Raw genomic sequence first — 12696 nt, 5'->3', positions numbered from 1 at the left:
CGCTAAACTTCACTCGTGCTGCGGCCGATCTTCGCATGTCCGTTCCTCCGCTTAGCCGGCGGATCCGCGCCATGGAAGGGACACTCAAAACAACGCTATTTATTCGCGATACGCGCCGGGTGGTTCTAACCCCGTCAGGCGTCAAACTGCTCCCGCTCGCCGAGAAGATACTCCACCAATTCGATGCCTTGCCGGATGTTGTGTCACATGATCTCGCCTTCAGCCGTCAAACAATTAGGTACGGCGTACCGCCCTGGCTCCACCCAGAACTGTCCTCCAGGCTCGAGCGCCTCGAGGAGCTCTACGCCGAGCGGCTGACGCTGATCAGGCGACGGCGAAGGAGCCAGGAAGCCATCGGTGCGATAGTGCGGAAAGACTTGGTGTTCGGCTTCGCGCGGTCAGCACCAACTAACACCACATTGAGCAGCGTCGTTGTTCGGCAAGAGAGCGTAGGGGCAGTGCTGTCGAGAGCGGACTACGGTGCGCGTACATCAATCTCCCTCGAAGAACTCATCGAGCTCGACTACGTCACCGATCGGCGTGACAGCGACACCGAATACCGACGACAGGTAGATGGACTACTAAGGGCCACAATCCTTCTCAAGCGATTACGACACAACCCCGCCGATCATTCTTCAGCCGCTGAAGCCATCAGCACAGGCGGAGCATTCGCGATAGCACCCATCTCGGAAGGCGCCAGAGAGACCTCTGACCTCTACCACTCTGCAGAGACAGTGTGCCTGCCTATAGACGATCTCGACTTCGTCCTGCCAACCTGTCTGGTGTGGAGCACGGAGCTGGCTCAGAACGACAGAAATTCGCGGGATGTGATCGACACGGCTGTACGTTTATGCCAGGGGGGCGCCCCCCTCCTTGATTCAGCGTAGCCCGGCTCGCTCAGACCTGACGAACTGAGAATCAGTGCACGTGGTCGGCGATCTGCCCCTGCTCACCAAACAACACGGCATTCCACTTCGCGATGAGTTCGGTGTTGTCCACGTCATCCGGGTGAAAGTCCTTGCGGCTGTATGACGCTAGCCGCCGAAACACCTCGCGCGAGAAGAAGGGCGAGCGGAACAATCGCAGGGCACTACGCAGGAAGATCCCGGGGTTGTAGAAGTCCGGGTCCCGAATTAACGATATGAACGACGCACACGCGGCGAGCGAGAAGAACCCACATGTGGTGAACCACATGACAAATACCCGCATGCGGTGAGTACCACCGACGGCCTGATAGACATCGAAAGCCACCGCACGGTGCTCAGATTCCTCCAGCGCGTGCCACAGCAGCATGGATCGAACCTCACCCTGTCCCAACATCTGTTGGGCCCGTTCATCGGCCAGGAGCGTCTCGGCCAGAATCGCGGTGTAGTGCTCCAGCGCCGCGGTCATCGCAAGGCAGTACTTCGCCGAGGAGTAGCGCGTGCGCGTTTCCAGTCCCCTGCGAGTCGCCCGATCGATGAACGCGGTCGGATAGCCCATCTCCTGCAGGCGCTCGTTGAGCTCACGGTGCTCACGGCTGTGTGTCGCCTCCTGGCCGATGAACCCGGCCACCTGCTTCTTGAGCTCCGGATCGGTGATCTGATCGGCGACCGCGCGCACCGAGCGGATCATGAACGCCTCACCCTCGGGGAAAGCCCCCGAGAGCACCGCCACGACGTGACTCATCCCCAAGTCGTCCTGCACATAGTGACGCCGCATGGAACCGGCCGGATAACGAAACTTGATCCGCCTGGTCTTGATTTCCCGTTCCACCATCACCTCACCCCGCCGCCGGTCTCCCCACAAGTATCACCAGCGATACCGACACGCGTGGAGCCAGGTCCTAGTGCAGGTGCCCGGCCAGCTGCCCGTTCTCCCCGAAAAGCTCGGCATGCCATTTCTCGATGAGTTCGGTGTTGTCGGAATCGTTGGGGTGGAATCCCGGACGGTTGTACTCACCGATGCGGCGGCGCACCTCGCGGCTCAGGAACGGCAAGTGCCGCAATGCCGCAATGCTTTTCACCAGCCGGACGGGGTTGTATGCGGCCTTGTCACGCAGCAGCGAGATCACCGTCTCAAAGAATGTGGTGTATATGAACGCGATGGTGGTACGCCTCATTACCCAGATGCGCAGCCGCTCACTACCGCCGACCGCGCGGTAAACGTCGAATGTGACGCAACGGTGCTCAGCCTCTTCGAAGGCATGCCACAGCAGCATGGAACGCACCTCGCCCTCGCCGAGCATGTCCAGGGCGCGTTGATCGGTCAGCAGGGTCTCCGCGAGTACCGCGGTGTAATGCTCCAACGCGGCCGTGACGGCCAACGTGTAGATCGGCGGGTAGTTCCGGGTCTGGAAGTTAAATATCCGGCGAGCCAGCCGCTCGACGAACGCGGTGGGATATCCCATCTCCTGCAGGCGCTCGTTGAGCTCACGATGCTCGCGCCCGTGGGTCATCTCCTGGCCGATGAACCCGGCCACTTGCTTCTTGAGTTCGGGATCGGTGATCTGGTCCGAGTAGCGCCGGACCGACCGGATGAAGAACTCCTCACCCTCCGGAAACACCGCCGACAGCATCGCCATCATGTGACTCGATACCAGGTCACCCTGCACAAAATGACGGTCCAGCGAACCCGGATGGTAGCGAAACTTGATACGGCGGGTCTTGATAGGCCTGTCCATACTCAGCTTCCCACTACCCCGCACTGACTGATTTCTGTCGGCATCGCCAACGCGCTCAGGGTACCGCAGTTCGCCGAGATTCCGATGACCCAGGCCTTGACATATACCTATATCGGCATATGTTTCGTTCATGGCTCGCACCCCCACGACCGCTGACGCGTTCAACGCGATCGCCGAGGCGGGCCGGCGTGACCTTCTCGGCGCCATCGGTACCGGCGAGGTCACCGTGAACGAACTGGTGACGCGGACCCGGATGGGCCAATCGCAGGTGTCCAAGCATCTGGGCGTGCTCCGCGCCGTGGATCTGGTGCGGGTGCGCTCACATGGACGGCAGCGTTTCTATCGCGTCAACGGTGCGGCCCTGCGGCCCGTCCACGACTGGGTGGCCGCGTTCGAACGCACCTGGAACCAGCGCCTCGACCGACTCGACGATCTGCTCACCGAACTCAAGAAAGAGGAAATAGAATGACAGTTAGCAATCGCTACGGCAGCGCCACCGTCGAACTTCCCTCGGACACAACAATTCTGATCACCCGATCGTTCGACGCACCGGCCGCGTTAGTTTTCCGCACGCTCACCGAACCCGAGCTGGTCAAGCGCCGGTGGGGATTCGAGACCGCACGATGGCAGGTCTGCGACATCGATCTGCGGGTCGGTGGCACGTGGCAGTACGTGGTCAGCCAACCGTGTGAGTCCGAGCCGGACATGGAGGTCGCCTTCCACGGCGAGTACCGCGAGATCGACGCGCCGCATCGACTGGTCAGCACCGAGGTGTTCGAAGGTGTGCCCGACTGCGAGGCGCTCGTCTCCACCACCCTGGATGAGGCCGATGGCGTCACCGCCATGCGGGTCCTGGTGCAGCACAGCTCCAAGGAACATCGCGACGGACACATCAACTCCGGCATGGAAGGCGGTATGCAGGTCAGTTACAACCGCATCGAAGACCTGCTGCGCGACCTGGACTGAAATAGGGCGTCCCGCGGCTGTGTTACAGCCACGGTGAGCAACCACTTCACCTCCGAGTACATCGCCACCAATCCGCAGTGGGTCGACGAGCAGATCGAGATCTACGAATCCAGCGGCGGAGCCGAGGGCACCACATTCGACGGTATCCCCGTCGTGGTGCTGTACACCATCGGCGTGAAATCGGGACAGATCCGCAAGGCCCCGCTCATGCGCGTCGAGCACAAGGGCGTGTACCTGGCGGTCGGCTCTATCGGCGGTGCGCCGAAGAATCCCGCCTGGGTCGCGAACCTGCGGGCCAACGCCGTGATCGACCTGCGCGACGGAGAAAACGTGAAGACAGTGCGCGCTGACGAGATCACCGACGAGACCGCGCGTGCCGCCTGGTGGGAACGTGCCGTGGCGGCCTTCCCTTCCTACGCGGAGTACACGAAGCGCACCACGCGAGTCTTTCCGCTGTTCACCCTCACTCCGGTGAGCTAGCGGCCGCCTTCTTGCGTTCGATATCGGCCAGCGCCTCGGCTAGTTGCGCACGCTGCGCGGCCGAGGCGTCCCAGGCCACCTTGCGGTTCTTGACGACCCTGGCCGGCGCCCCAACGGCGATCGAGTAATCCGGGATCACACCCTTGACTACGGCATGGGCGCCGAGCACGCAACCACGGCCGACAATCGTGTCGCGAAGGACTGTCACCTTGGTGGCGATCCAGGTGTCCGGCCCGATGCGCACCGGGGATTTAGCGATGCCCTGGTCCTTGATCGGGTAGGTGATGTCGTCCATGCGGTGGTCGAAATCGCACACGTAGCACCAGTCGGCCATGAGGGCGGAGTCACCGAACTCGATGTCGATGTACGCGTTGACGACGTTGTCCTTCCCGAACACCACCTTGTCGCCCAGACGTAGGGACCCCTCATGGGCACGTAACGAGTTTCCGTCACCGATGTGCACCCATCGGCCGATCTCCATCCGGGCCAGCTCGGGTGTGCAGTGGATCTCGACGTTCTTGCCGAGGAACAGCATGCCGCGCGTGACGATGTGGGGGTTGGAGAGCTTGAACTTGAGCAGGCGCCAGTACCGCACCAGGTACCACGGCGTGTACGCCTTGTTCGCGATCACCCATCGCAAGGACGCCTTGGTCAGGAATTTGGCCTGCGCCGGGTCGCGTAGGCGCTGTCCGCGCCACCGCTTGTGCAGGGGAGCGCCCCACATCGTCGTCATGGCCGCACAGCCTACGGGACGCGGCAGGACGCGCACGCTACCCTGCGATGGGCCGGACCGCCCCCTATGGAAGGAGTGCCTCACCGTGCTTTCCCGGGCACGAGTACTCGCGAGCATTGCTTTCGCGACGCTCCTCACCGTCACCGGATGTTCCGGCGATGATTCCTGGATCAACATCAAGGCGGCGCCCGGCTGGTCCGCCACCTACGCCGACGCGCATAACAGCAGCTACACACCTACCGAGGGCGCTCGCGAGCTGACCCTGGAGTGGAGCCGGAACACCAAGGGCCAGATACGCAGTGCCGCGGCGATCGGTATCGACAACTTCATCGCCGTGAGCGCCGACACCCCATCCGGTTGCACGCTCATGGAGTGGGAGAACAACAAGGCCGCCCGCCAGCGCTGGTGCACCCGGATGGTTACCGGAAGCCCATGGTCCGGACCGCTCTCCGACGGCTACAACAACATTTACATGGGTCAGCCCGGAGCCGTGGTGTCGTTCCCGCCCACCCAGTGGATTCGGTGGCGCAAGCCCGTCATCGGCGCACCGACCACACCTAAGATCGTCGAGCCGGGACGGCTTCTCGTCGTCACCCACCTCGGTCAGATACTGATTTTCGACGCCCAGCGTGGCGAGGTTGTCGGTACCCCCATGGATCTGCTCGAAGGGGTCGACCCCGCCGATCCACGGCGCGGCCTGGGTGATTGTGAAGCGGCAAGGCCCCAATGCCCGGTATCCGCCTCCCCCGCCTACGACCCGGAGACCGGCACGATTGTCACCACGCTGTGGCAGCCGGGCAAACCGGTACCGGTGTTGCTGGGCATCACCTACGACGCCGACGGCAAGATCACTCTGAAACACAAGTGGGCCAACAAGATCATCGATGAAGGCGTAATCGGCTCCCCCGTGATGTCCCAGGATGGCGAGACGGTCTACATCAACGACCGCAAGGGTTCACTCCACGCGATGCACACGTTCGATGGCAGCCAGAAATGGTCGGTGCCCTTAGGATTCAACGCCACGACGCCGCCCTCGGTAGCACCGGACGGGACCATCATCGCCGGAACCGGCGACAAGGCCACCCTGGTGGGTATCAAGGACGCCGGCGGCAATGGTGAAATCGCCTGGCGTCGCGATGATCTCGCTCCACTCTCGACATCAAGCCAGGCCGCCGGAAACGTGGGCTACGCCGTTGTCAAGGACGGGGACAAAGGCCTGGCCCTGGTGGTGTTCAACACCCCGGACGGAGCGACCATCAACCGCTACGCATTGCCTGATGCCACCGGCTTTCCGGTCGGCATCTCGATCGGACCGGATCAGCGGGTGATCGTCACGCTCAGCGAGGGCTTAGTGTACGGGTTCCGCCCGGGGACCTAGCCTCACAGACGAATGCTGTTGCACCACTGCCTATCCGGGTGATCACGACCGATAACGCCGCACTACCCCGCAACTTCAGCCTGGTACGCAGCACTGCCGGATCGAGATCGACTCCGCGCACGGTGATCTCCACGGACCCACAATCGCGAGCGGCGAGCGCCTGGCGCAGCCGCTTCTCGCTGTACGACAGCGAATCGAGCACCCGATAGCCCTGCACACCGGCAGGTACGGAATCCCCCGACAGATAGGCAATACGGGGATCCAATTGCCACAGCCCATGTCGCACAGCGTATTGCCGCACCAGACCTGCGCGCACGACCGCGCCGTCGGGGTCGATGATCCATTCCCCCGCGTCGGCGACCACACAGTCATCGGGGTCGTCATCGGTCAGCTGATATCCGTCGCCGGCCGTGGTGAGTACGGTGGCGCGCCTGCGCGCCCGAGCCAACCCCGCCGACCACAGACATGCCTCGCGGACGCCCCCGTCGAGCGAAACAACCTCGACCTCGCCGGCAAACCCGGTCTGTTCCCGCAGATCGGTGAAGTCCAGTCCCGGAGCGCATTTGACGACCAGATCGCGATCGGCGTATGTCCGCAGCACCACGTCCAGGGGTGGCGAGTAGGCCGACGGATCGAATCGTCGGCGCCCTCCGGAGCGGCGCCCCGGATCGGCAATCACCACCTCGGCGCGGCTGGACGGTGCCAGCGCATCCGCCCGACACACCAGAACCTGTTTGCCAATGTTGTGGCGCGCCATTGCCGTTCGCACCGGATCGAGATCGCTGCCGATGACCGTGGCGGCAACGCCGTCGAGGGCGGCGAGCTCGGTCCCCACCGAGCAGGTGACATCATGTACCACCCGCCCGGTCAGTCGCCCGGCCCGGTGTCGCGCCACCACAGCGGGCGTCGCCTGCTGTAGCGCGTCATCGGTGAAGAGCCAGTCCTTCACATCGCCCAGCTTGGCTACCGCCTTACGGCGCAGCTGCACGGTCTGCGCCAGCACCGCGGCGCGGTCGCCGAATTCGGTGCGCAGGGCCGCCGTATCGGCCACCAGGGTGCCCGCCGTGAACGTGTACGCGGACGCGGACGCCAGGTCCGCACTGCCCGCCTCCGACGACAGATACGCGACGTCGGGAAGCTCGAACACCGGCGGGTTTTCGCGTGATTACGAGGGCTTGAGCCCGGTGATCATCACGTTGTAGTACCAGCCCTTCGGCACCACGTGACGCCACACGTTCTCGTCCACCCAGCTGAGCGCCTTCCAGCCGCCGAACGCGAATTTCGCCCAGCCCCACCCCAACTTGCCGGGCGGCACCGTCGACTCGAACGTGCGCACCGGCCACCCCAGCATGGCCGCGGTGAATTCCTCACTGGCGGTCCGCACCGCGACGGCGCCGGCATTGCCGGCCATCTTCTCCAGATCTGCCGGATCAAAGGTGTGCAGGTCAACGACCCATTCCAGGGCCGCGGCGCGCGAATTCTCGTCGAGCTCCTCCTGCGGACGCCGCCAGCTCTCCAGTCCGGGCAGCTTCATCGCCTGGACCGTGGCCTTCCACGTCAGATTCGCGAGCGCGCGAGCGTACAGATTCCCGACGGTGGTGGGCTCGCCGGCGAAGATGAACCGTCCACCCGGCTTGAGCACCCGCAGCACCTCACGCAGCGACAGCTCGACATCGGGAATGTGGTGCAGCACGGCATGGCCGACCACCAAATCGAAGGTGTTGTCGTCGTAAGGGATCCGCTCGGCATCGGCAACCCGGCCGTCGACGTCCAGGCCCAGTTCCTTGCCGGTACGCGTGGCGACCTTGACCATGCCCGGCGACAGATCGGTGACCGAACCACGGCGCGCGACGCCTGACTGCATCAGATTCAGCAGGAAGAAGCCGGTGCCACAACCCAGCTCCAGGGCGCGGTCATAGGGCAGCTCGCGCTGATCCTCGACAGGCACGATGGCGTCGAACCGGCCGCGCGCGTAGTCGATGCAGCGCTGGTCGTACGAGATGGACCACTTCTCGTCGTAGGTCTCCGCTTCCCAGTCGTGATACAGGATCTGGGCGAGTTTGTTGTCCTCAAAAGCGGCAGCGACCTGCTCCGCAGTGGCCTTGGTCGTCGGCTCGGAAATCTCCGTCATGGCCGTCAGCCTAACGCCTGGTTAGGCTCCCCTGAACCGGGCCGTCCCCGGGCCGATCTCCAGCTGAGCGGCCACCCCGTCCGCACGGTCCTGTGTCGCGAACACCTGGCAAAACAGCTCGCGTTCCCTGTCCAGTCCCCCGGCCAGCGGACTGTCGAAACCGTGATCGATTGCCTGCTTAGCGGCGGCGAGAGCCAAGGGCGGCCCGTCGACGAAGCGCCGGGCCCAGACAGCGGCCTCGGTGTACACATCATCGGGCGCCACCATCTGATCCAGGAGCCCCATCCGCAGGGCCTCCTTGGCGTCGACCAAGCGGCCGCTGAACACCATTTCCTTGGCCCGGCTCAAGCCCACAACGCGCGCCAGCCGCACTGTCCCGCCACCGCCCGGGATCATGCCCGCCAGAATCTCCGGCGAACCCACCTTGACGTTGTCCCCCGCGATCCGCCAATCGGCTGCCAGCGCCAGCTCCAGGCCGCTGCCCAACGCATATCCCGTGATCGCGGCGATCGTGGGTTTGGTCAGCTCTGCCACTGCGGTCAGCGCGGCCTGCCGGTCGCCGGCGCTGCGCGACATCTCGTCAGGGGTCAACTCCGACAGTTCGGCTAAATCATCACCAGTGCAAAAGATTTCATGTCCGCCGTAGACGATGACGACGCGGATGTCGGTGCGCGCGTTTGCCTCGGCGGCAGCCTGGGCGAGTTCGCGATACATCTGGCGGGTCAGGGCGTTCGTGGGCGGACGCGACAGCGCGACGGTGCCGATGCCGGGATACTCGGGCGCGGTACGTACCGAGACGAATTCGGGTTCGGTCATGCCAGCTCCGGCCCGGTTGACTCGGGGATCTCCACGGCGCCCTGCCGGGCGGCCTCGTAGCGGTCCACATCGTCGAACTGGACGAACCATCGGCCGTCCTGCTCCGTCAAGATCGGCATGATCGGAGCGATGTGTCGCGCCGACGCCAGCACCTCCGAGACCGTCGCGCCGGACGAGGACACGGCGTCAAGCTGTGACCAGGTGGGCGGAAGCAGAAAGCTGCGTCGCTCGGTAAAGGCCGATATCGCGGCCTCGGGGGTCTGCCAACCCGAGGCGACGGCCTCGGTGTTGTCGCCGTCGGCGTCCTGCCCCGACGGCAACGCCGCGACGAAGAAGAAGGTGTCGTAACGACGCGGCTCCGCCTCGGGGGTGATCCAGTTGGCCCACGGCCGCAGCAAGTCCGCCCGCAGCAAAAGCCCCTCACGCTGCAGAAACTCGCCGAAGGACAGCGTCTTGTCGGAGAGGTCGTGGCGGGCCTGACGGTAAGCGGCCGCGTCTCGCACGATCTCGGCCTCTGAGGTGCCCGCGAACAGCACCCCGCACTCCTCGAAGGTCTCGCGGGCCGCGGCACACACCAATGCCGACGCCAGCTCGGGCGACACACCGAACCGCTGCGCCCACCAGTCGACATCCGGGCCCACCCACGGCAGGTCGGCACGCAGATCGCGGGAGTCCACTCCACCGCCCGGGAACACGGTCATCCCACCGGCGAAGGCCATGGCGTTATCGCGGCGCATCAGAAACGCCTCGACGCCGACGACCCCGTCTCGAATGAGCACGACGGTAGCCGCGGGTTTCGGCTGCGCTGGATTGCTCGGGGCTGGATCGTTGGAGGTTGGTGTCATCGAGGAGGGCTCCTTAAACTTTGCGCGCTAATGCGCCCGGTGGGCTGCCCGGGCCCGGGCACGTCGCGCGAAGTAGCGCCCGTCGATCATCTCAACCACGATCGACTGACCGAACGCGCGGGACAGGTTCTCGCTGGTCATCACATCCGCCAGCAGGCCCTGAGCGACAACCTCTCCCTCGGACAGCAACAACGCATGGCTGAAACCAGGCGGGATCTCCTCCACATGGTGGGTCACCAAAACCATCGCGGGCGCATCCGGGTCAGCGGCAAGCTCACCCAGCCGCGCCACGAGTTCCTCACGCCCGCCTAGATCCAGCCCGGCGGCCGGCTCGTCGAGGAGCAACAGCTCGGGATCGGTCATCAATGCACGCGCGATGAGCACTCGTTTGCGCTCACCCTCGGACAGCGTCCCGTAGGTGCGTTCGGCCAGATGCTCGGCGCCGAGGGTCTCGAGCATGTCCACAGCACGAGCAGTGTCGATCTCCTCGTACTCCTCGCGCCACCGCCCCAGCACCGCGTATCCGGCCGAGACCACCAGGTCACGGACCACTTCGTTATCCGGTATCCGCTGCGCGAGCGCGGCCGAGCTCAGACCGATCCGCGCCTTGAGCTCCGTGACATCGACACGCCCCAACCGCTCACCCAGGATGGCCGCGTGACCTGATGTGGGGTGCTCCATGGCAGCCGCTATCCGCAGCAATGATGTCTTGCCCGCTCCATTGGGACCGACAACCACCCACCGCTCGTCCAGCTCGACCGACCAGGTGACCGGGCCTACCAACACCTTGCGATTGCGCCGCAAGAGGACATCGCGGAAATCGAGCAGAAGGTCCGGATCAATTTCGGCCACGGGGCCATCGTGCCGCATCAAGCCCGGCGAGCGGCGAGCGGGAGCCATCTCGCGCGCCGTCCTGACCATGCGCCCGCGCCTCCATCGCGTATCCTCATCCATACGTCAGCAAGCTCGGAAGGAATTCTAGGCAACGATATGACAAACGATCTTGATCCGGATCCCTACCTGGACACGGTGCACAGTATCGGGCTTGCTAACCATCGACTCATCGCCCAGCTCGATGCCGAAGCAAGTCGAATTCAGCAACGTGCAGCTCACGGCGAGGATCGGTCCTGGGTACGGGATGACCTCAAGGCGTGGCGTCGCCGGGCCGATACCTTCCAGTCTCAGCTGCGCCGCGACACGACAGCCCTTGGCCAGTTGATCGACGCCAACCGGCGAATCCAGGGATCGGACAGTACGGAAGATAGTCGCACATCAAAACTTGATTCCTCGGTCGATAGCAACCGCAGCACCCTTTACCCATTCAAAGATCCCCGATCGCAAGAGGAATTCGTCGCCAGACTTAACCGGGTGTTCGCGGTGCTGCACACGCCCGGCCGTGGTCCGTACTCCAACAGCGAATTCCTAGTGTTCATGCGGACCGGGGGTACCGTAGTCTCAGCGCCTTATCTGTCACAGTTGCGGAACGGGCAGCGGGGACGGCCCTCCCTGCAGGCGCTGGAGAGCATCGCGCACGCTTTTCGCATCGACGTCCGTTACTTCACTGATAGTGGCTACGCGGACGAGCTGGACGAGGATTTGACCACTCTCGAGCTCGCCCAGAACGAAGCGGTGGCCGAGCTGACATCCGCACTGATCGACCTCCCGGACGCCCTTCGCGAGCAGTTGCTCATCGACGCCGAGTCATTCGATCGGCGCAATCAGGCCGCTACATCCTGAGGTGATGCCGCCGGCACGACAGCTGCGGAGTTGTCGCGTTGCGTGCTCAGCACCGCACCCCAGCCACTGACGGCCAGTAGTCGCCGGGGCGTGAGCCGCAGCACCACCTGAATGAGGGGCCCGATCCCCAGCGCATAGAGCATGGTCCCCACGCCCACGTTCCCGCCGAGCAGCCAACCCGTGGCCACCACGATGACCTCAATGGTGGTCCGGATCAGCCGCACTGATCGGCCGGTGCGATGGACCAGTCCAGTTGTCAGTCCATCACGAGGCCCCGGCCCCAGCCCGGCACCGACGTACAGCACTGTCGCAATCGCGTTCAGCAGTACGCCGCCGACCAAAAACCCCACCCGCGCGGCCATCGCCGACGGCGCGGGCAGCCAGGCCAGCGTGGAATCGACGGCAACGGCGATGACGACGATGTTGGCGATCGTCCCCACACCCGGCCTGTTACGCAAGGGAATCCACGCGAGAAGTACGACGGCACCGGTCACCGCCGAGGCCAGCCCTATGCTCATACCGGTACGCATGGAGAGCCCCTGATGGAACACGTCCCACGGGTCCAATCCGAGCCCCGCGCGCACCATGAGCGCCATCGAGAACCCGTACAGGTACAGACCCGCCAGCAGGGCAGTGCCGCGCGCACCCCAACCAATCCATTTCCCGGTCACCACTCGAGTTTCTCGGCCAACTGGCTTGTCTTTCAATAGCCAGTTGAGTCACACTGGCTTTTATGTCTGATCGCGTCGTCATTGCCGACACCCTGGCCCGTCACCTCGGCCAATGGCGCACCGCGGGATCGGCGGGCCCCGCGTACGGAGCGCTGGCGGACGCGATTCGGCTACTCGTCATCGACGGGCGGCTGCCCCTTGGCGCCCGCATCCCTAGCGAACGAGCGTTGGCGAGTGCCCTGCATGTCAGCCGCACCACTGTGACCGCCGCGTACTC

The 12696-nt window shown here is 64.3% G+C and carries 16 protein-coding genes; 7 read left to right on the top strand and 9 right to left on the bottom strand.

All coding sequences use genetic code 11. From position 1 onward, the window contains the following. Positions 1 to 887 (top strand): LysR family transcriptional regulator (locus B4383_RS25815; protein ID WP_139361062.1); only part of this gene is annotated, 887 nt, incomplete at its 5' end. A 31-nt stretch (positions 888 to 918) separates the two neighbouring features. On the opposite strand, the gene B4383_RS25810 is transcribed toward B4383_RS25815, so the two are convergent. Both B4383_RS25810 and B4383_RS25805 read right to left on the bottom strand, forming a co-directional pair. Further along, positions 919 to 1755: a metal-dependent hydrolase gene (locus B4383_RS25810; RefSeq protein ID WP_078294635.1), complete on the bottom strand. Its 837-nt coding sequence runs from the start codon at positions 1753 to 1755 to the stop codon at positions 919 to 921. Between the two features lie 70 nt (positions 1756 to 1825). Then, the gene (locus B4383_RS25805) at positions 1826 to 2662 is read right to left on the bottom strand and encodes a metal-dependent hydrolase (protein WP_078294634.1); all 837 of its coding nucleotides are present in this window, start codon (positions 2660 to 2662) and stop codon (positions 1826 to 1828) included. A 130-nt stretch (positions 2663 to 2792) separates the two neighbouring features. On the opposite strand from B4383_RS25805, the gene B4383_RS25800 reads away from it, so the two are divergent. Genes B4383_RS25800 through B4383_RS25790 form a run of 3 tightly spaced genes read left to right on the top strand, consistent with a single transcriptional unit; the run spans position 2793 to position 4108 of the window. Next, positions 2793 to 3131 (top strand): metalloregulator ArsR/SmtB family transcription factor, encoded by a 339-nt coding sequence (locus tag B4383_RS25800; RefSeq protein ID WP_078294630.1) that lies wholly within the window; start codon positions 2793 to 2795, stop codon positions 3129 to 3131. After that, entirely contained in the window at positions 3128 to 3628 is a 501-nt protein-coding gene (locus B4383_RS25795) for an SRPBCC family protein (RefSeq protein WP_078294629.1), read from the top strand. Before B4383_RS25800 ends, B4383_RS25795 begins: the two co-directional genes overlap by 4 nt. A 33-nt stretch (positions 3629 to 3661) precedes the next feature. Beyond that, a complete protein-coding gene (locus tag B4383_RS25790) occupies positions 3662 to 4108 on the top strand; it encodes a nitroreductase family deazaflavin-dependent oxidoreductase (RefSeq protein WP_078294628.1) in 447 nt (148 codons plus the stop codon). Here the strand turns inward: B4383_RS25790 and B4383_RS25785 are convergent. Beyond that, complete coding sequence (locus B4383_RS25785; protein ID WP_078294627.1) at positions 4092 to 4841, bottom strand: acyltransferase; 750 nt, start codon at positions 4839 to 4841, stop codon at positions 4092 to 4094. The two genes, B4383_RS25790 and B4383_RS25785, sit on opposite strands and share 17 nt — an antisense overlap. A gap of 85 nt (positions 4842 to 4926) precedes the next feature. On the opposite strand from B4383_RS25785, the gene B4383_RS25780 reads away from it, so the two are divergent. Then, a complete protein-coding gene (locus B4383_RS25780) occupies positions 4927 to 6219 on the top strand; it encodes a PQQ-binding-like beta-propeller repeat protein (protein WP_078294626.1) in 1293 nt (430 codons plus the stop codon). On the opposite strand, the gene B4383_RS25775 is transcribed toward B4383_RS25780, so the two are convergent. Genes B4383_RS25775 through B4383_RS25755 form a run of 5 tightly spaced genes read right to left on the bottom strand, consistent with a single transcriptional unit; the run spans position 6179 to position 10881 of the window. Further along, the gene (locus B4383_RS25775) at positions 6179 to 7366 is read right to left on the bottom strand and encodes a class I SAM-dependent methyltransferase (protein WP_078294625.1); all 1188 of its coding nucleotides are present in this window, start codon (positions 7364 to 7366) and stop codon (positions 6179 to 6181) included. The genes B4383_RS25780 and B4383_RS25775 overlap by 41 nt on opposite strands. An 18-nt stretch (positions 7367 to 7384) precedes the next feature. Beyond that, on the bottom strand, positions 7385 to 8350 hold the full coding sequence (locus tag B4383_RS25770) for a class I SAM-dependent methyltransferase (protein WP_078294624.1): 966 nt from the start codon (positions 8348 to 8350) through the stop codon (positions 7385 to 7387). A 21-nt stretch (positions 8351 to 8371) separates the two neighbouring features. Next, positions 8372 to 9166: an enoyl-CoA hydratase gene (locus B4383_RS25765; protein ID WP_078294623.1), complete on the bottom strand. Its 795-nt coding sequence runs from the start codon at positions 9164 to 9166 to the stop codon at positions 8372 to 8374. After that, the gene (locus B4383_RS25760) at positions 9163 to 10011 is read right to left on the bottom strand and encodes an NUDIX hydrolase (protein ID WP_078294622.1); all 849 of its coding nucleotides are present in this window, start codon (positions 10009 to 10011) and stop codon (positions 9163 to 9165) included. Before B4383_RS25760 ends, B4383_RS25765 begins: the two co-directional genes overlap by 4 nt. A 27-nt stretch (positions 10012 to 10038) precedes the next feature. Continuing rightward, positions 10039 to 10881: an ABC transporter ATP-binding protein gene (locus tag B4383_RS25755; RefSeq protein ID WP_078294632.1), complete on the bottom strand. Its 843-nt coding sequence runs from the start codon at positions 10879 to 10881 to the stop codon at positions 10039 to 10041. Between the two features lie 120 nt (positions 10882 to 11001). Between B4383_RS25755 and B4383_RS25750 the strand changes: the two genes are divergently transcribed. Next, a complete protein-coding gene (locus tag B4383_RS25750; protein ID WP_078294621.1) occupies positions 11002 to 11748 on the top strand; it encodes a helix-turn-helix transcriptional regulator in 747 nt (248 codons plus the stop codon). On the opposite strand, the gene B4383_RS25745 is transcribed toward B4383_RS25750, so the two are convergent. Next, complete coding sequence (locus B4383_RS25745; RefSeq protein WP_078294633.1) at positions 11730 to 12419, bottom strand: hypothetical protein; 690 nt, start codon at positions 12417 to 12419, stop codon at positions 11730 to 11732. The two genes, B4383_RS25750 and B4383_RS25745, sit on opposite strands and share 19 nt — an antisense overlap. Before the next feature lie 62 nt (positions 12420 to 12481). Between B4383_RS25745 and B4383_RS25740 the strand changes: the two genes are divergently transcribed. Beyond that, positions 12482 to 12696, top strand: a 215-nt coding sequence (locus B4383_RS25740) for a GntR family transcriptional regulator (protein ID WP_139361061.1), incomplete at its 3' end; no start/stop codon positions are given.

The sequence above is a fragment of the Mycobacterium sp. D16R24 genome (genome assembly GCF_002013385.1).
GTDB lineage: Bacteria > Actinomycetota > Actinomycetes > Mycobacteriales > Mycobacteriaceae > Mycobacterium.
Note: the sequence above shows the minus strand (reverse complement) of the source record. Positions and strands in the feature narration are given on the sequence as shown.